Raw genomic sequence first — 19,536 nt, forward strand, 5'->3', positions numbered from 1 at the left:
CGACGTTCGCGTGTGGCGGAGAATTAGATAGTATTCGATTGACTATTTTAAGTGGCTAATCAATTAACCAACAAATGATCATTGAATTTACGCCAACCGCTTTTCGCTTTACGTTCAAAACGCTTTCTTTGCGTTATGTTCAAACTGCGGATCAATAAAATCATCAATCAACCCGGCGATAATATTACTTTTCAATTTGAAGAGGTAGATGAATACCCGGCATATTTAGCGGGACAGTTTTTGTCGTTGGTTTTTCAGGGGAAACATGGAGAGGTGAGGAGATCATATTCTTTTAACAGTTCGCCTGATGTGGATGAGCCTTTGGCGATTACAGTTAAACGGGTAGAGAATGGAGAGATTTCCAGGTTTTTGCATCATAAAACTTCTGTAGATGATATTCTTTTGGCACAAGAACCACAAGGCCTGTTCAGTTACATTCCGGATGAAAATCTGGAACGCGATTTATTTCTTTTTGCTGCAGGAGTCGGCATTACGCCTTTATTCTCGATTATGAAAACGGCATTGGTGCGCGAAAAAAAATCGTTGATCACACTAGTGTACAGTAACAGATCGAAAGAAGAAACTTTATTTTATGATGAACTGGTCGAATGGCAGCAGAAATACCCCGATAGGTTAAAAATTGTCTGGATTTTTAGCAATAGCAAAAACTTAATGACAGCCAGGCTGAACAAGTTCTACATCGAGAAATTAATTAAAGAACATGTACATTTCGATCGGGATCAAGCGCTGTTTTACAGTTGCGGACCTGTAATCTATATGGATTTATGCAGGATTACCTTATTGGGTATGGGCTTCGATATTGAACAGATCAAAAGAGAGACTTTTGTGCTGCCTGAAGATGAGGTTGATGAGGACGATAGTTCTGAAAAAATCGTTGACAAAAATACCTATTCAGTTGTATTAAATTTTAATGGTGAAACTTATCACCTCGATATTCCCTGGCCGAAAAGGATTTTAGATGTAGCCCTCGAAAATAAAATTAAATTACCGTACAGTTGCCGTGGGGGGGTATGCAGCACCTGTGTAGCCAATTGTACCAGGGGCGGGGTAAGGATGGATTACAACGAAGTGCTTACCGATGATGAATTGGAAAGAGGAAGGGTGCTGGTTTGTACGGGCCATCCGACGGAGAACGGAACAACGATAGCGTGGTAGGTTAGTTCAATCGTTAATTGGTCATTTGTCATTGGTTTAATCGTTCACAGGTTCATTGGTTAGCGTGGTGTTCATAGTAGCATCGTCATCTCGAGCGGAGAGTAACGGAGCCGAGAGATCTTTTAAATATGCTTATGGTAACAACCAAAACCGCCATCCGTTCCAGTATCGGTTGTAATGGTCATCAAAAGTTTGGTATGGAGATTCCTGATCTAGATTTTTTGAAGTTAAAAAGTATTTAAAGGATGTTGCCTGATCAAAAAGCTGAATAGCGTTTGATTTAAGGTCATAAACAAAATAATTTTGATTTAGGTCTATATTGTATTTATCCAATTTACCGTAAACATAATCATCAGTGATGATGAATTCATTTATATATATGACGCCTTTATTCTTTGGTTCGATATGTGACATGATATCGGTTTGACCAATTTCCCTGTGATGACCAATTGGGATCCTGGCGCTATCTCCCAGTCCATGGTCTCCGTAGTACGAAAACATGAAAAAAAGTAATCCTAAAAAGATAATTCCCCAGCCCGATACCCATGTTAACGTTTTTTCTTTCCTGAAAAAATACAAAAAGCTGGCCGGTTTTGGTTTTACGATGCCTGTTATGCTAAAAAATATGATGGAAGAATAGATCGCACTTAGTATTAATATCTTAAATAATTCGAATATAAAATGTATCAATGCCATTTTTTGAGGTTGAGTGCGTTAGAAATAGAATAAATATGCAGTTTTTGATCAAATGCCCTTCAATTCGGGTTTAGTTTTTATAAATTTTATCGAAAAATAAATCATGTTTAGCAATATGCCCATCAGTAAGGTCATTCCCCAGGTTCGTGGATGGCTGAAAGGGTTGATAAAGCGGTCTATAATATCGCCAGCTAATCCGAGCGGGTTTTGGATAATGTCCCAGCTGTTCCATCGCAGGTAGCGACCAAGGTAAATACCAAAACCGGCCAAAAACAGAAATGAAACAGTTATTGCATTAATCCATTTTTGGTTTAAATAGTTTGATAGTAATTTTTCGATATCCATCAGGCTGGTTAAGCCGTACACCAATCCTGTCCAGGCGAATGATAGGATCAGAACAAGATCAAACCATACCGGTGCCGATCCATTAAGGCGGAGGTGGAAAAGATCAGTGAGGATATATGGCGAGTTCGGGAAAAACAAAATCCACGATATAATCAATAAAACCAATGGCAGTTTTTTGTTTAGGTTATAGATTAACATTAAAGAACTGATCATCCAGGGGATAAGTGCCAAAAATAAATTCCAGTTCAGGAACAGGAATACTTTGGTATCGGTAATTATACATCTGGTTACCGATATTGCAAAGCAGAATAAAGTCATTGCAATTAAAAGAATGGTAATATTTAACCTTCCCAGTGTTTTGAGTTTGTTTATCATTTGATTAGCGATCGTTATTTTCTATAAAAATACAAAACCGTCGCCTCATTAACAGCGTTTATGAGGTATGATAAAAACTTTTTTTACGCTTATTATCTGCCTCATCTGTTTGCAATCCTTTGCTCAAGATTCAATAGCGGTAAAAAGAGAGTTTGCGAATAAAGAATATATTCATCTATACAAAGAAAATGCTGATTTAGCTTATACGGCACCTGGTGGAGAATTGGGCGCGCCTTCAAAATATGTAATCAACGGTCGGCTTACCACTACATATATGCTTTTGGGTAGTTATCAATCGCCAATTGCCTTTGCCATTATTCCTGATTTTACAGTACGGGTGCGGAACGAATTTTCAGCGGCTGTGCGGACGCCGAGTTACCGTTTGGGCGGAGCGCTTTATGCGAGGTTAAATCCTGATCCCGAACATTATAAATATGCTGAACTGGCTTTTACACACCATTCAAATGGTCAGGATCAGAGTGCATTTAATCCGGATGGCACAATTAATACGCGCACAGGGAATTTTAACGCGAATTATTTAACGCTTTCTTACCGCTTTGGAGATTTTACACCAATTAAAGCTAATGAAAGTTATTATTCCTTCAATCATCGGCTTGGTTTGCAATGGTACAAGTTTTTTAGGTACGAGCCTGCGCTTAATGAAGGTTTCGGATTTACTAGGTTGCTGTATGGTTTCTCCTGGCGGAAGTATGATGAAATTGAAAAAAACTCAAGGAATAAACAAAAAGTAAAAACCGAAAAAGAAACCTGGCGTTTAAATACAGAGCTATCTTATGCCATAAATAAAATTCCATCGAAAAATTTCGCCAATATTCAGAAAAGGCTTAATGCTGAAATCAATTTCAATTATAGCTTCCCGTTTATGAACAATGTATTTTTGATGGCGGCGGTAGGCTATTATGGCGAAGATAATTACAATATCTATTTTCAGGATCATTACAGTTATGTGCGCTTTGGCTTATCCTCTGGTTTCCTTAGAAATAGAAGCCGGCATTATGACAATTAACAGGTAATACAGATTGGTTTTGACTTTCTTTTTGATAAAATTTTTAGCATTTTTGCGGATTGAAATCCGGTCTTTTTTAAGACCCGGTTTTGCCCCAACTTTAAATAAAATATGAGCAATAAATCTATCGACCTCGGTGAGCAAAAAGATGTAGAAGTATATGGTGCGAGGGTACATAATTTAAAAAATATAGATGTTAGTTTTCCACGCAACCAGCTGGTTGTAATCACTGGTTTAAGTGGCAGCGGTAAATCTTCGTTGGCTTTTGATACCATTTATGCTGAAGGACAGCGCCGCTACATGGAAACATTCAGCGCCTACAGCCGCCAGTTTATGGGGGGGATGGAGCGCCCTGATGTAGATAAGGTTTCGGGATTGAGTCCGGTTATTGCCATTGAACAAAAAACCACCAGCAAAAATCCGCGCTCTACCGTGGGTACCATTACCGAAATTTACGATTTTATGCGTTTGCTTTATGCACGTGTGGCTGATGCCTATTCGTACAATACCGGTGAGAAAATGGAGCGCATGAGCGAAGACCAGATTTTGCAGAATATCTTTAATAAATTTGATGGTTTGGCCGTAAATATCCTTGCTCCGGTGGTTAAAGGTAGAAAGGGTCATTACCGTGAGCTTTTTGAACAGATCCGTAAACAGGGTTACGTAAAAGTGAGGGTAGATGGGGAAATAAAGGATATCACTGCTAAAATGCAGGTAGACCGCTATAAAATCCACGATATTGAAGTGGTGATCGATCGACTCATTATTGATGTAAAAGATAAAAAACGCCTGCTCGATTCCTTGCAAACTGCGATGAAAATGGGTAAGGGGGTAATCAAAATCAGCGATAAAGATAATAACGTTGCACATTTTAGTAAATTTTTGATGTGCCCAACCACGGGTATCTCTTATGACGAACCTCAACCCAATAGTTTCTCGTTCAACTCACCTTATGGTGCCTGCGAGCGTTGCGATGGTTTAGGTTATATTTTTGTAGTCGATAAAGATTCGGTTATCCCGAATCCAAAGTTGAGTATTTTAAATGGTGGTTTGGCCCCATTAGGCGAATACCGCGATATCTGGATGTTCCAGGTGTTAAAGGCTTTGTCCAAAAAATACAGTTTCTCACTTTCTACGCCCATTGAAAAATTGAGCGATGAAGTCATCAATATTATTTTAAACGGTTCGCCCGACCTGATCAAGGTTGAGGTAGAATACAATAAATGGAACGTTCAGAATTATAATATCACATTTGACGGGATAATTAAAATGCTCGAAGAGCAGAACGAAAAGAGGAGCGAATCAGCATCCGACGATATGGACGAGTTCAGGAAACTGAAAACCTGTCCGGAGTGCCATGGTGCCCGTTTGAAAAAAGAAAGCCTGCATTTTAAAGTTGATGGCAAAAACATTTTCGAACTTTCATCGATGGATATCAATAATCTTCATCAATGGTTCGAAAAAGTTGATGAACGTTTATCCGATCGTCAGAATATCATTGCCAAAGAAATTTTAAAAGAGATTAAAGCCAGGATTGGTTTTTTAACTGATGTGGGTTTAACTTATTTAACTTTAGACCGGACGGCCCGTACACTTTCGGGTGGTGAGGCACAACGCATCCGCCTGGCTACGCAGATCGGTTCGCAGCTGATGAACGTCATGTACATCCTCGATGAGCCAAGCATTGGTTTGCACCAGCGAGATAATGAACGGTTGATCAATGCGCTTAAAAATCTTCGCGATCTTGGAAATACCGTTTTGGTGGTAGAACATGATAAGGATATGATTCTGGAAGCCGACTGGGTAATCGATGTGGGCCCTGGTGCCGGTATTCATGGCGGAACAGTGGTTGCGGAAGGAACAGCCGCACAGATCCTTAAATCAGATACTTTAACTGCTGATTACCTGAACGGTAAAAGGAGCATTCAAACACCAAAAGTCCGCAGAAAAGGCAATGGGCATAAATTGTCACTAATCAAAGCAACGGGCCATAATTTAAAAGAGGTTTCTGTAGATTTTCCTTTGGGTAAATTTATTGCCGTAACTGGTGTTTCAGGAAGTGGTAAATCGAGTTTAATTACCGAAACTTTATATCCGATTTTAAACCACCATTTCTTTAGGGCCAAAAAAACACCTTTACCTTACGAGAAAATCAATGGCTTAAAAGAAATTGATAAGGTGATCGAGATTGATCAGGCGCCGATTGGCAGAACGCCACGCTCCAATCCTTCAACCTACACCGGGGTTTTCTCTGATATCAGGAATTTATTTGTGCAGTTGCCTGAAGCAAAAATCCGTGGTTACAAACCCGGCCGTTTTTCTTTCAATGTTAAAGGTGGCCGTTGCGAAACCTGTCAGGGAGCGGGTTTAAAAGTAATCGAAATGAACTTTTTGCCAGATGTGCAGGTGCCGTGCGAAGAATGTGGCGGAAGGAGATACAACAGGGAAACTTTGGAGGTCCGTTTCAGAGGAAAATCGATCAGTGATGTATTGGATATGAGTATTGAAGATGCCTGTACTTTCTTCGAAAATATTCCGATCATTTATAGAAAGATCAAAACCTTAAAAGATGTAGGCTTAGGTTATATCACTTTGGGACAATCGTCTGTTACTTTATCGGGAGGGGAAGCACAGCGCGTTAAACTGGCCACCGAACTCTTGAAAAAAGATACCGGGAAAACGTTCTATATTTTAGACGAGCCTACAACCGGACTTCACTTTGAAGATATAAATGTGCTTTTAGGGGTATTGCAGGAGCTGGTTGATAAAGGAAATACCATTTTGGTGATCGAACATAATTTAGATGTAGTTAAAGTTGCCGATTGGGTAATTGATTTAGGCGAAGAAGGAGGTGCTGGCGGTGGAAGAATTTTGTTTGAAGGTACACCTGAAGGTTTGATTCAGAATCCGATCAGTTTAACCGGAAAATTTTTGAAAAAGGAGATGGAATATAGTCCGGAGACGGAAAAGTCCGAAGTCAGAAGTCCGGAGTCCAAAGTCAAAGCGCCGAAGAAAAGCAAGGCTGGAAATAAAAAGTAGTCCGAAGTCGGAGGTCGGAGGTCGGAAAGACCGAAGTTGTAGAAAATTGATTTGTCATCCTGAGCTTGTCGAAGGACCTGTTTCAAATTTACCGTAAAGTGTTTCGACAGGCTCAATATGACATCTCGAACTGAAATTGACTTCTAAAATACATTTAATAAACTCCTAACCCATCATCCATTTTACATTACCCATTTTACATTATAAAACATGATCTTCACCGATACCCATACCCATTTATATTACGAGCAGGATGCCGAGAAACAAGTGCAGCTAATGGAGCGTTGTTTTGAAAGCGATGTGAACCGTTTGTTTTTGCCCAATGTCGACGTGAAATCGATCGCGATGATTGATGACCTGGTGGCGAAATATCCGGCAAATTGTTTTGCGATGGCCGGTTTGCACCCCTGTGATGTAAAGGAAGATTATCAGGTGCTATTGGATGAAATATATACAAGTATTGCCGGGCGGAAGATTTATGCTATTGGTGAAATCGGGATTGATTTGTATTGGGATAAAACCACTTTAGAGATTCAGCAAGATGCTTTCCGTAAACAGATTGGCTGGGCAAAAGAGTTAGGGCTGCCGATTGTGATTCACTGCAGAGAAGCTTTTGATGAAGTGTTTGAAGTATTGGAAAGTGAAAGAGATGAAAAATTACGGGGTATATTTCATTGTTTCACCGGGAATTTGGCCCAGGCAAAACAGGCTATTGACCTTAATTTTTATTTAGGCATTGGTGGAGTGGTCACTTATAAAAAAGCAGGTTTGGATCTGGTATTGGCAGATATCCCATTAACTGACCTGGTTTTAGAGACTGATTCTCCTTATTTAGCCCCTGTTCCGTTCCGCGGTAAACCCAATGAAAGCAGTTATCTGGTTTACATCGCACAAAAACTGGCAGATATTTATGGCGTTTCTATTGAAAAAATAGCGGACGTAACTACAGAAAATTCGAAAAAGATTTTTGGAGTGTAATTAGCTCATCATTGCGAGAAGGCTTTTTCAGCCGGCGAAGCAATCTATTCAGTGGTTTTAAACATAACAGTTTCGAATGTAGTGCAATGCAGTCGGGAACCCGAAGGTTCTGCGAAGCAAAAGATATGGAGGCAGATTCCTCTTTCAACCTAAAGTCGGTCATCATTTCAATAGCTATCGGATGGAGCCTAGCGTAACGGAGAAATCTGCTGGGGTATCTTTAATTCAGGATAATCATATTATTGATTTCTTATATTGTAAAATATAGACTATAATTTTATTGTTTTGTTAAAATATTAACTGTTTTTAGCTTTTTTATTGCTAATTTAAAAATATCAACCGATCATTTGTAAATTTTTAGTTTCTTTGCGCTGAGCAACCTTCACTAAACCAAATGACCAAAATACTTATAATTTATACCGGTGGTACCATTGGTATGGTTAACGACCCTACAAACGGAATGCTGGTTCCGTTTGATTTCGAGCAGATCAAAGAAAACGTTCCTGAATTAAGTCGTTTAGATTATCACTTAGATGTACACTCTTTCAATCCGGTTTTGGATTCATCAAATATGGATCCTGAAATATGGAAAACTTTAGCAGAACTTGTTTTTAACAAATATGATCAGTACGATGGCTTTGTGATTCTGCACGGATCAGATACCATGGCTTTTACCGCTTCGGCATTAAGTTTTATGCTCGAAAACCTGGATAAACCTGTTGTTTTAACCGGATCGCAATTGCCTATCGGCGAAATCAGAACTGATGCAAAAGAGAATTTAATTACTGCGTTAGAAATAGCTGCAACCAAAGAAGACGGTAAAGCACTTTTTCCTGAAGTTTGTATTTATTTTGATGCACAATTATTCAGGGGCAACCGCTCTATTAAATACAATAGCGAGAAGTTTGAAGCTTTCCGTTCGCCAAATTACCCCGTACTTGCAGAAGCAGGTGTACATTTACAGTTTCACAGAAATTACATTTTAAAAGCAACCGGCGGTGAATTAAAATTGCATACCAATTTTAATTCGAATATTGGTGTGCTTAAATTATATCCCGGAATTACACCACAAGCCGTTCAGGCCATTACCGATTCTAAAGTAGACGCTATTATTTTAGAAACTTTTGGTTCAGGTAATACCTCTACTGCGCAATGGTTTTTAGATAGTTTGCGCCAGGCCATATTGAACGGAAAAATCATTATCGATATTTCACAATGTAAAAAAGGCTCGGTGCAGCTTGGTCGCTACGAAACCAGTAGGGAATTGCTAAAAATGGGCATTGTAAGTGGCTACGATTTAACTTTCGAAGCTACGGTAACCAAACTGATGTTCGTAATGGGCTTGGGTTTATCTGTTGAAGAAAGCCGTAAACTGATGGATGAATCGTTGCGGGGAGAGCTAACAAAGGATTAATGTTTCCAGCGTGTATAATATTTTTTTAAGGAAATGAGCAGTTCCGCTCTTTTGGAGGTTTTCGGTCCCGCTCACGCTTCTGCCGATGAAGAATCGGCATCCCGCTTCGATCGGGTTTAGAGACAAAGGATAAGTACAGTTGGCTAAATCCAGCAAAGTGCAGTATTTGGCATGCCGTAAGGAACAGGCCTTTCGGTTATAAACAGTAGCGGCAGCTCCCGATTTTGTTATCAGGACTAAAGTGAATGGCAGGGCTTCATTGGCCAAGATCGACAAAAACGTTCGTTTTCAAATAAAAAGGATTAAGATTTAGCATTACTAAATTTAATATCTAGAGAAGCTGTTCCATGCATTACAATAAGTAAAACTTCTGCAATTATGACCGACATCATTTCGGTTATCAGTATTTAGCCCTATTTTTGCTATGATAAATCGTCATGCTGAACTTGTTTCAGCATCTTTCTTTAAGACCCTGAAATGAATTCAGGGTGACGTTACAAAGAAACATGAAAATAGAACAGATATATACAGGTTGCCTGGCAGAAGCCGCTTATTACATAGAGAGTGATGGCGAAGCTGCTATAATAGATCCTTTAAGAGAAGTTGCGACCTATTTAAAGAAGGCAGAAAAAGCTGGAGCTTCCATTAAATATATTTTCGAAACGCATTTTCATGCTGATTTTGTTTCTGGTCACGTAGATTTAGCCGAAAAATCGGGTGCCGAAATTATCTACGGACCTACGGCCAAAACCGAATTTAAATCACATGTAGCCAAAGATGGTGAGCAATTTAAAATCGGTAAGCTGACTATAACAGCATTACATACACCCGGACATACTTTAGAATCGACCACCTATTTGTTGACAGACGAAAATGGTAAAGACCATTGTATTTTTAGTGGTGATACTTTGTTTATTGGAGATGTAGGCCGTCCGGATTTAGCGCAGAAGGGTAATTTAACAATGGATGATTTGGCCGGCATGCTTTACGACTCGTTAAATGAAAAGATAAAACCTTTGGCCGATGATGTAATTGTTTACCCGGCTCACGGCGCTGGTTCGGCCTGTGGCAAAAGCATGAGTAAAGAAACTTTTGATACCTTAGGACATCAGAAACAGGTTAATTATGCTTTAAAGGCGGAAACGAAAGAACAGTTTATTGCCGAAGTAACGGATGGCATTATGCCTCCGCCACAATATTTTGCTAAAAATGCAGCCATTAATAAAGGCGGGGTAGAAAGTATTGATGACGTTTACGAAAAAGGGCTAAATGCTTTAACACCGCAACAATTCGAGGATTTGGCCAACCAAACAGGTGCCATTATGCTCGATACCCGCGATCCGCAGGTTTTTGCAAAAGGTTTTATCCCTAATTCGATCAATATTGGTTTAAACGGACAGTTTGCACCATGGGTTGGTGCTTTGATTAACGATTTACAGCAACCGATTTTATTGATTACCGAACAGGGGAAAGAAGAAGAAACCATTACCCGTTTAACCCGTGTGGGTTATGATAATACCATTGGTTATTTGGATGGCGGTTTCGAAAACTGGACCGCAACAGGCAAAGAAATCGACACCATTGAGTCTATATCGGCAGAGGCTTTTGAGCAGTTGGCATCAAATGGTGAAATTACGGCACTTGATGTGCGTAAACCAGGCGAGTACGAATCGGAACATTTGGAATTTACATTGAGCCGTCCGTTGGATTTTATTAACGACTGGACTGGAGAGCTCAATCTGAAAGCTCCTTATTACATTCACTGTGCAGGTGGTTACCGCTCTATGATTGCAGCCTCTATTTTAAAATCGCGTGGGGTAGAAAATGTAATTGATGTAGCTGGTGGTTATGGTGCCATAAAAAATACCGGTTTAAAAAGAACTGATTTCGCCTGCCCAAGTAAAGCAATGAAAGTATAAAATTAAAAGAGATCGTCATTTCGAGCGGAACGCCGTGCAGCCGAGAAATCTATTTAAACGGATCTCTCCATTCTGCGATGCTCGATCCGGTAGCTATCGGTTCGGGATGATGCCCACTCTTAAAAGCGAATTAAAAAATTTGGATGTCTGAAAATCAAAATCATTACGATATATTAATTATAGGTGCCGGCCCGATAGGCATGGCCTGTGCAATTGAAGCCCAAAAAGCAAACCTAAGCTATGTCATTATAGAAAAAGGTGCTTTGGTGAACAGTTTGTTCAACTACCCGGTATTTATGACGTTCTTTTCTACTTCGCAAAAGTTAGAAATAGGGGGCGTGCCTTTTGTAACCATCAGCCCCAAGCCAAATCGTAACGAAGCCGTAGAGTATTATCGCCGTGTTGCCGAAAAATTTGATTTAAAGATCAATCTTTTTGAACGGGTGCAACAGGTGGTTAAAAACGAATCTGATGTTTTTGAAATCAAGACTTCTAAAAGAGGTTATACTGCAAAGAATGTAATTGTTGCCACAGGTTTTTACGACGTGCCTTTATTGATGAATGTTCCTGGAGAAAATTTGCCAAAAGTAACACATTATTATAAAGATCCGCATTTATATGCCTTCCAGAATGTAGTGGTGGTCGGGGCCAATAACTCTGGGGTTGATGCTGCCTTAGAAACCTACCGCAAAGGTGCCAATGTAACTATGGTGGTGAGGAGTGGTGAACTTGGTCCGCATGTTAAATATTGGGTTCGCCCCGATATACAAAACAGGATTAAAGAGCGAGAAATCACTGCTCATTTCCATTCAGAACTGGTTGAAATAAGGGAAGGTGAAGTGGATATTAAAACGCCTGATGGAGTAAAAACCATTCCGAATGATTTTGTAATTGCGATGACGGGCTACCAGCCAGATTTTTCGATGTTAAGAAAATTCGGAATCGACCTGCCCGAAAGCCTTTGCCCGGCCTACAACGAAGAAACCATGGAAACCAACGTAAAGGGTTTATACCTGGCCGGTGTAGTTTGCGGAGGTTTAGATACGCACAAACTGTTTATCGAAAATTCAAGGGTGCATGCCGAAATGATTGTAAAGAATATTTTGGGCTAGTGTCTTGCGAAGTTTAAACAGGGTATTATCGATCGAATACTTGCATAGTAGGTAACCTATGTTCCTGTCGCAATCGTCATGCTGAACTTGTTTCAGCATCTATTTGGAAGTAAATATTTGATCTAAGTCTGCTGTTACTCGATTACTGTTCTAAATATTTTTGCAACTCATATTTGTTTCCAGCATATACCTCCATCAATTTTTGAACATTTTGAAATATTTTTTTTACTGGTTCTTCATGATCATGGATTAATCTGAATACATTTCCCCTTTTGTTAACGGCAATATAATTTCCATCCTCCATATCTATAATAGTATAATAATATTTTTCTTCCAACTCAATCTCAATAGTATTTTCAGTTTCTAATAAGTTTTTTTGTTCATCACTAATATTAGAAAGGATTGTTTTTAGTTTTATTTCATCAGTATTTTTAAGGAAGAAATTCTCTTTATGTAAGTTGTTAATCCTCAGATGTGATAATTCATAATCACGTCTTAATGTTTTGTTAAGTGGCAGGGAAATATTTTGAATGAGATTATTTGAAACTGTTAATTTTATTGGGGTATAAATTCCTGTATGTTTGTCTAACACTTCAACCCCGGTTAAAAAGAAATGCTGTTTGTGTTTTATTCTATTTCGCTCATAGGACAAATTATCTGTGCTTTGATGTAAAATATATATTGTTTTATCTGCTAGCTGCCCTGCTGTACTGAAAATCCAATGCAGATAATTTTCTGCCATCTCAGGAAAATCATTTGCTAATAATAAAACAATATTCTCTTCCAGTTTTTGTATATCTTTCTTTAAGCGACTTGTATTTATGAAGTTAAATATCATTTTATTTTTTGTTAAAATTATTAATTAACTCTTCGATTTGCCCCATTTATAAGCTACGGATAACATCATGATCACGGTTGCGATCTGCAATATAAGCACAGCTTTAGATACGATTGTCAAAATGATAAAGTTTTGTTTTATCTGTTCTAGTTCGGGCCGTAAAGACAATGGTGGATAAACCTTCCAACCGTTATGTTGATATGGGTTAAAGAAAGGTAATAGCTGTACAACCAACGATGCAAACAGGATTAAAATAAAGCCTAAAAAGAAAATAAATGAGCGTTGAATTTTTCTGGAAAATGAATACTTAAACTCTTTAAAATAGTAAACGAAAAAAGAAATAATGATAAAAAAGGATATCAATAAGTGCTGTTTTTTAATCACGAAGTAGGTGTCGTGAAGATTAACATCCACTGAATTAATAAAAAGCGTTTTTCCAAATATGCTTAGGGCCGTAATTACGCTAATTGCAACGCATCCTGTAAACCATAGCGTTTCTTGCAATATTGGTTTGATTTTCATGATGAGTTTAATTTAGATTAATATTTAGTAGTCATTGCAGCGTATCGTCATTTTGAGCGGAGTGCAACGCTGTAGAGAACCCGAAGGCTCTGCGAAGCAAAATCTGTTTGGATCGATCTATCTTCCTACTTAACGTCGGGACTGAGTTTCAGTCGAGATGACAACCGCTCTCATTAAACTGTAATTAGTTTGTTTTTCATAACGGATTTATTAGCTTAAAACAGCTAAAGTCTTCACCCTTTTTCGGTTTTCAAGACTTCTAAATTTAATTAACAGCATTCGCGAAGCCTTCTTTTACGGTCAATCTAATAATCCAAATTAAAGATTTATTCGGATTAAATTCTATTTTATCTAATATTCCTCCACAACGTACAAACGAGCCGGCAAATTCTGTGGGACTTACTGGATGTTTAAAAACGATTTTTTCAAAACATAAAATGTTAATGCCTCGTTTATTTGTGGCTGTGATAAAAGCACTTGTTGCCAGTTTCGGTCCTGAAAATTGAACACAGTTTAAAGAACCTTCTTTTTCTGTGATTGGATGAGAGGAGAAAATGATTTTCTGTCCCTTATATTTTATTAGGTTTTTCTCTATTTCTTTGTAGGACATAGAATTTTCGGTTACCATGCCTGCCGCAGATAAAATGTTAGCATATAATATAATTGCTCTAAAATTTGAAGTATCCTTTTTTGAAGAAGCTAACAATTTTTCAGATTGATTGTAAGCGTTTTTCCAATCCTCTTTTTCTAGCAAAGGAATTAATTTTTTAAAGTCTTCATAGCTTAAGTTCTGAGCCATAGCGCCTAAAAAAGACAGAATTAAGATAATACTTGAGAGACATTTTTTCATGTTAGATTAATTTATTTTTGACTTATTTGATGGGTTCAAATGATACTTTTAAAACATTTTCAATATATTTATTAATAGCTGCCTCCACACCCGGCAAATCTTTTGAAGTAATATATGAACCCATTACATGATTCCCTGCATTGGGTATAGCTACTTTTCTTTTTAAGTGATTTGGCGTACCCAGTTCATCGAACATTTTCAGCATGGCATCAACCCTTACTACAGGATCCTGTTCCAGTTCGTTTTTATAATAATAAAGGAGTAAAACAGGTTGCTTTACCTTTTGGAACGTTCTTTTTACCATACTGCTCTCGATAAATTCTTCCAGTTCTACCAGCGATTCTAGCCGGTAATTGGTGTACCAGTATTTTTTATATTCGTCGGTGCGGTCGTCTACTTTACGTTCATCGCCACCCACTACTTTTCTGGCAATTTGTAAACCCCAGGGGTTATTTAAAAGCCAGGCATTTTTATCATTAATGGCCACGTTTGGCGACATCAAAATCAAACTGTTGATTTCCGGGTAGGTTGCCGCTAATTTTAAAGCTACCGTTCCGCCGGTAGAAGTGCCGACTAAAATTACTTTTTTGCCCAGTTTTTTACCAATGGCATAAGCCTGTTTGCTGGATTCCCAAAGACGGTCGGCCGTAAAATATTGCATGGGTGCCAGGGTATCGATACCATGATCGGCCAGGCGGGCAAGGTATAAATTGGCATGTAAAGCTTTAGCTAAATTTAAATGTACCGGATTGCCTTCCGTTTTTGAAGCTGAAAAGCCGTGTAAATACACAACGGCATATTCGGTTTGTTGGTGGGGTTTATCGGCCCAAACAATTTCAGCTTCGTTGCCAGGTTTTATTTTGTGCATGGATTCGATGCTGGCTACGTAATTGTCCAGATCAGCAAGATCGGGCACTTTTGTCAACTCCTCGCTGAATAAAGGTTTTTTGGGTTTTGGACCTGACAAATAAGCTGCGATAATAAATGCCGAAAGACCAATAATTACTTTGTAGCGTTTTTTCATGCCATTAAATATTGGTTTAAATGTAAAATATGAATTTAAATAAAGCTAATTTTTAGCTGAATTAATTGTCGCTTTGAGGTGGTTTTTTTACCTGCACTTTACCCATCATGTTAAACCTGATAGCGCCAGATAGCCCACAGCCCGAAGCATGAGGGCGAGCACTATAGGCAATAGCAGGAGTGAAGGTATTAAAGATCACTGTCCTTCGTTTTCCAAATCCTTAATAATAAGACTACGGATTACCTTTTTATGGGAAATTAGCTTAAGTTTGCAATCAAAATTTTTCGACTTAATGCCGGGAATCGAACAGATAAAAACACCTATAGCTGCTGATATTAAAGCGTTTGAAAAAACCTTTAAGGAATCGATGCATAGCGACGCACCGTTGCTGGATAGGATCACCCATTATATTGTAAAGCAAAAAGGCAAACAAATGCGGCCGATGTTCGTATTTTTTGCAGCTAAATTATGTGGCGGAATTACCGAGTCAACCCACCGTGGGGCGGCTTTGGTTGAGCTATTACACACGGCCACTTTGGTACACGACGATGTGGTAGACAATGCTTACGAACGACGTGGCTTTTTCTCTATCAACGCGTTATGGAAAAATAAAATTGCTGTTTTGGTTGGCGATTACCTGCTGGCCAAGGGATTACTACTTTCGGTAAACAATAACGAGCACCGTTTGTTACAGATTGTATCAGAAGCGGTAAAACAGATGAGTGAGGGCGAGTTGTTGCAGGTAGAAAAGGTACGGAGAATGGACATCTCGGAAGATTTATATTTTGATGTGATCCGCCAGAAAACAGCTTCATTAATTGCTTCCTGTTGTGCTGCGGGTGCAGCTTCGGCAGGTGCTGATGATGTTACGATAGAAAAAATGCGCCTGTTTGGCGAAAAAGTAGGCATTGCTTTTCAGATTAAAGACGATACATTCGATTTTGGAACCGATGATGTAGGCAAGCCTTTGGGTATTGACATTAAAGAAAAAAAAGTAACACTGCCTTTAATTTATGCCTTAAATAAAGCAGAAAAAACAGCGCGTAAAAAAATGATCAACCTGGTGAAAAACCATCAGGACGATCCGGTTAAAATACAACAGATTATCGATTTTGTAAATGCTCATCAAGGTGTTTATTATGCAAACCAGAAAATGTTGGATTACCAAAATGAAGCATTTGAGATTCTGCACAGCTTTGATGCAGGCGAAGCCAGAACAGGTTTAGAACAACTTGTACTGTATACCACTGAACGTAAAAAATGATGGGTAACGAATTACTTTTCAGCTTAGGCTTTTTGCTTTTTATTGTACTTATCCTGGCTTTAGACCTTGGTCTTTTTAGCAGGAAAGAACATGTGGTGAGCTTAAAACAAGCAGGGATCATGAGTGTGATTATGGTGGCACTGGCCATAGGATTTTATTTTATCCTGCTGGTTGAGGGGCATCAGTTGCATGGGATAAAAGATTTTGCCCATCTGCAGGAAATTGTAACCAAACATCAGCATCATATTAAATTAATTCCCGGCGATTTTGAAGGGAGTTTGGCCGTCTATAAACAAAACCTCGGACTGGAGTTTTTAACGGGTTACGTGATTGAGTACGCACTTTCTGTAGATAATATCTTTGTAATTGTTCTCATTTTCTCCGCATTTGCTGTTGAGGAAAAATATTATCACCGCGTATTGTTCTGGGGGATATTGGGTGCCATCATTATGCGTTTCATCTTCATTTTTGTGGGGGCGGCACTGATTACCAAATTTGCATGGATCCTGTATGTTTTTGGCGCATTCCTGGTATTTACCGGCGTGAAGATGTTTTTCAGCAAGGATGAAGACGATAAAATTGATCCCGAAAACCATCCTGTAGTAAAATGGGCCTCAAAAATATTTTCTATTCATCCAAAATACGAGGGCAAAAACTTCTTTGTTAAAATAAACCATAAAAGAATGGTTACGCCATTGTTTTTAGTATTGTTAATTGTAGAATTCACCGATCTTTTATTTGCCGTTGATTCTATTCCGGCAATTTTTGCCGTAACCAAAGACCCTTATATTGTATTTTTCTCTAATATTTTTGCCATCATGGGCTTGCGGTCTATGTTTTTTTTACTGGTCAATATTATTCACAAATTCCATTATTTAAAAACGGGTTTAGCTTTTTTACTGGCTTTTATCGGCGTAAAAATGCTAGGGCATACCTATCTGGAAAAATGGGGTTTCACCACGGAGCATTCACTGATAGTGATTTTAAGCATTCTGGTGATCAGTATTGTGGCTTCCTTGGTTTTCCCGAAGAAAAAGGCACATATACAATCATAGTTTATCGTTTGTCATGCTGAGCGTAGTGAAGAATCTTTTTTATTGCGGTAAGCAAGAAGATTCGTCATTGCGAGAGTGCTTTTTCAGCCGTCGAAGCAATCTTTATAGCAAGGATCACTAGCATGAAAGATTGCTTTGTCGTTCCTCCTCGCAATGACGATTTTTCTATAAGAATCTATCAATGGTCGCAGATGCTTCGTGCCTCAGCATGACAGCACGGTGTAGGTTACTAAAGCAAAATAAACGTTACAGCTCGCAATCTGTACTGAAAATTTGTACTTTCAGCAGATATAACTAAACCTAATGAAATACCTTTTCTCCACAGCGCTTCTTTGCACCACATTATTTGCCCATGCACAAGATAAATTTGGTGATGTTTTTGCTAAAATCAATACGGATGTACAGCAAAACTCAAAAGCTTATCAAACCCTTCAATACGAAACCGAAACCATCGGTCACCGTTTAACAGGTTCTGCAAATGGGGCAAAGGCAGAGCAGTATGCCTTCGATTTATTACAATCATACGGTTGCGAAGTAAAATTTCAGCCTTTTGAGGTCGAAAGCTGGGCACGAAAAACCATTAGCCTGGAAGTTGGAGCAGATAAAAATAACCTGACCAAAATGAAAGCCGTTACGCTGGCGCATTCGCCGGTGAGTGCGGATATTACAGGTGAAATTGCAGATGCAGGTAATGGACTGGAAGCAGATTATCAGACTAACCCGGAAAAGTTTAAAGGTAAAATCGCACTGATTTATCTGGGTGTTTTACCGGGATCAGCGGCAGGAACCAAATCATTACATCGCTCAGAAAAAACCGCTATTGCTACCAAATATGGCGCAATTGGGGTAATCATCATCAATACGGTAAAAGATGGCGTACTTTTAACCGGTACCGCTTCAGTAACGGGTAAATTAATTCCTATCCCTGCCATTTGTATTGGTTTGGAAGATGGAATTGCTTTAAAGGAGAAAATCAAAACGCAGCCGCAAACTGCGCATATTGCCATGACCAATTTCTCGGGTATGATCAAAGCCCGAAACGTAGTCGCTACTTTTAAAGGAACAGCATTGCCGAAAGATAAAATTGTTGTCGGCGGACATTTGGACAGCTGGGATTTGGCCACGGGCGCTATTGACAATGGAATCGGATCTTTCGCTATTATGGATATGGCACGGACATTTAAAAAACTGAATTTAAAAACCAAACGTACTGTAGAATTTGTCCTATTTATGGGCGAGGAGCAAGGTTTGCTGGGTTCTAAAGCTTATATCGACCAGGCTAAAAAAGATAAAACTTTAAACCAGGTGAAGTTTATGCTAAACTACGATATGACCAACGATCCGAAAGGTTTTTCTACCTCACGCGCTGAAATGAAAGATCTTTTTACATCCTGGGGAGCGGATATCATGAAAATAGATACCGGTTTTAAAAATCTGTTTAATGCGGGCGCAGGTTTGCATAGCGATCATCAGCCATTTATGCTAGCAGGTATTCCTACCGGAGGTGGTTTCGGGGGTAAATTGCCAAATAATTCCGGCCCCTTTTACCATTCTGATGGCGATAGCTTTAAACTGGTTGATGAACAGGAACTTAAAAATACGGTACGCTACAGTGCCATGTTAACTTATGCATTAGCCAATACACCGAAAATACCGGTAGGTGTTCAGGGCGAAGAAGAATTGAGGGCTTTCTTAGAATCGCAGAACTTGAAAGAACCTTTAAGCATTGCGGGCGAATGGAGATGGAAATAACCTACGGTTTGATGTGTTGCTTTTTTCGCTTCGCGGGTGATTACACGGATGACGGGATTGCACCGATTTTTATATAGTTAATCTGCTTAACGTAATTCGTCATATCGACCGTAGTGGAGAAATCTTTGGAGAACTGCCTTAAAAGATTTA

At 39.0% G+C, this 19,536-nt stretch carries 17 protein-coding genes; 11 read left to right on the forward strand and 6 right to left on the reverse strand.

Annotated elements, in window-relative coordinates; genetic code table 11:
- Window positions 1–135: 135 nt before the first annotated feature.
- On the forward strand, window positions 136–1,176 hold the full coding sequence (locus tag ABEG20_RS21795; protein ID WP_406825311.1) for a 2Fe-2S iron-sulfur cluster-binding protein: 1,041 nt from the start codon (window positions 136–138) through the stop codon (window positions 1,174–1,176).
- Window positions 1,177–1,308: 132 nt separating this feature from the next.
- Here the strand turns inward: ABEG20_RS21795 and ABEG20_RS21800 are convergent, their stop codons facing one another.
- Complete coding sequence (locus ABEG20_RS21800) at window positions 1,309–1,590, reverse strand: hypothetical protein (protein ID WP_406825312.1); 282 nt, start codon at window positions 1,588–1,590, stop codon at window positions 1,309–1,311.
- Between the two features lie 85 nt (window positions 1,591–1,675).
- Here ABEG20_RS21800 and ABEG20_RS21805 point away from each other — a divergent pair, with 85 nt between their 5' ends.
- Entirely contained in the window at window positions 1,676–1,816 is a 141-nt protein-coding gene (locus tag ABEG20_RS21805) for a hypothetical protein (protein WP_406825313.1), read from the forward strand.
- Between the two features lie 104 nt (window positions 1,817–1,920).
- Here the strand turns inward: ABEG20_RS21805 and ABEG20_RS21810 are convergent, their stop codons facing one another.
- Window positions 1,921–2,592 carry a DUF1361 domain-containing protein gene (locus tag ABEG20_RS21810; protein WP_406825314.1) on the reverse strand — a complete coding sequence of 224 codons (672 nt, stop codon included), beginning with the start codon at window positions 2,590–2,592 and terminating at the stop codon, window positions 1,921–1,923.
- Window positions 2,593–2,659: 67 nt separating this feature from the next.
- Here ABEG20_RS21810 and ABEG20_RS21815 point away from each other — a divergent pair, with 67 nt between their 5' ends.
- From ABEG20_RS21815 to ABEG20_RS21840, 6 genes are all read left to right on the forward strand, one after another.
- Window positions 2,660–3,619: a hypothetical protein gene (locus ABEG20_RS21815; RefSeq protein ID WP_406825315.1), complete on the forward strand. Its 960-nt coding sequence runs from the start codon at window positions 2,660–2,662 to the stop codon at window positions 3,617–3,619.
- 111 nt (window positions 3,620–3,730) lie between these two features.
- A complete protein-coding gene (gene uvrA / locus ABEG20_RS21820; RefSeq protein ID WP_406825316.1) occupies window positions 3,731–6,658 on the forward strand; it encodes an excinuclease ABC subunit UvrA in 2,928 nt (975 codons plus the stop codon).
- Between the two features lie 210 nt (window positions 6,659–6,868).
- Window positions 6,869–7,636 (forward strand): TatD family hydrolase, encoded by a 768-nt coding sequence (locus tag ABEG20_RS21825; RefSeq protein WP_406825317.1) that lies wholly within the window; start codon window positions 6,869–6,871, stop codon window positions 7,634–7,636.
- 394 nt (window positions 7,637–8,030) lie between these two features.
- Window positions 8,031–9,050 carry an asparaginase gene (locus ABEG20_RS21830; protein WP_406825318.1) on the forward strand — a complete coding sequence of 340 codons (1,020 nt, stop codon included), beginning with the start codon at window positions 8,031–8,033 and terminating at the stop codon, window positions 9,048–9,050.
- A gap of 506 nt (window positions 9,051–9,556) precedes the next feature.
- Window positions 9,557–10,969 carry a rhodanese-like domain-containing protein gene (locus ABEG20_RS21835; RefSeq protein WP_406825319.1) on the forward strand — a complete coding sequence of 471 codons (1,413 nt, stop codon included), beginning with the start codon at window positions 9,557–9,559 and terminating at the stop codon, window positions 10,967–10,969.
- 143 nt (window positions 10,970–11,112) lie between these two features.
- Window positions 11,113–12,081, forward strand: coding sequence for a YpdA family putative bacillithiol disulfide reductase (locus ABEG20_RS21840; RefSeq protein WP_406825320.1), 969 nt, complete (start codon window positions 11,113–11,115; stop codon window positions 12,079–12,081).
- Window positions 12,082–12,223: 142 nt separating this feature from the next.
- Here ABEG20_RS21840 and ABEG20_RS21845 read toward each other — a convergent pair whose 3' ends face one another.
- The 4 genes from ABEG20_RS21845 to ABEG20_RS21860 all read right to left on the reverse strand — a co-directional run bounded on the left by ABEG20_RS21845 (window position 12,224) and on the right by ABEG20_RS21860 (window position 15,315).
- A complete protein-coding gene (locus ABEG20_RS21845) occupies window positions 12,224–12,919 on the reverse strand; it encodes a hypothetical protein (RefSeq protein ID WP_406825321.1) in 696 nt (231 codons plus the stop codon).
- A gap of 24 nt (window positions 12,920–12,943) precedes the next feature.
- Window positions 12,944–13,441 carry a hypothetical protein gene (locus tag ABEG20_RS21850; RefSeq protein ID WP_406825322.1) on the reverse strand — a complete coding sequence of 166 codons (498 nt, stop codon included), beginning with the start codon at window positions 13,439–13,441 and terminating at the stop codon, window positions 12,944–12,946.
- A 265-nt stretch (window positions 13,442–13,706) separates the two neighbouring features.
- Window positions 13,707–14,291, reverse strand: coding sequence for a hypothetical protein (locus ABEG20_RS21855; protein ID WP_406825323.1), 585 nt, complete (start codon window positions 14,289–14,291; stop codon window positions 13,707–13,709).
- 22 nt (window positions 14,292–14,313) lie between these two features.
- Window positions 14,314–15,315 carry an alpha/beta hydrolase gene (locus tag ABEG20_RS21860; protein ID WP_406825324.1) on the reverse strand — a complete coding sequence of 334 codons (1,002 nt, stop codon included), beginning with the start codon at window positions 15,313–15,315 and terminating at the stop codon, window positions 14,314–14,316.
- A gap of 292 nt (window positions 15,316–15,607) precedes the next feature.
- Between ABEG20_RS21860 and ABEG20_RS21865 the strand changes: the two genes are divergently transcribed.
- The 3 genes from ABEG20_RS21865 to ABEG20_RS21875 all read left to right on the forward strand — a co-directional run bounded on the left by ABEG20_RS21865 (window position 15,608) and on the right by ABEG20_RS21875 (window position 19,386).
- Window positions 15,608–16,579 (forward strand): polyprenyl synthetase family protein, encoded by a 972-nt coding sequence (locus ABEG20_RS21865; RefSeq protein ID WP_406825325.1) that lies wholly within the window; start codon window positions 15,608–15,610, stop codon window positions 16,577–16,579.
- On the forward strand, window positions 16,579–17,634 hold the full coding sequence (locus ABEG20_RS21870; RefSeq protein ID WP_406827411.1) for a TerC family protein: 1,056 nt from the start codon (window positions 16,579–16,581) through the stop codon (window positions 17,632–17,634). The genes ABEG20_RS21865 and ABEG20_RS21870 overlap by 1 nt, the downstream gene beginning before the upstream one ends.
- 303 nt (window positions 17,635–17,937) lie before the next feature.
- Complete coding sequence (locus tag ABEG20_RS21875) at window positions 17,938–19,386, forward strand: M20/M25/M40 family metallo-hydrolase (RefSeq protein WP_406825326.1); 1,449 nt, start codon at window positions 17,938–17,940, stop codon at window positions 19,384–19,386.
- Window positions 19,387–19,536: the final 150 nt, after the last annotated feature.

The organism is Pedobacter sp. KACC 23697 (assembly GCF_045348445.1).
Classification (GTDB): Bacteria; Bacteroidota; Bacteroidia; order Sphingobacteriales; family Sphingobacteriaceae; genus Pedobacter.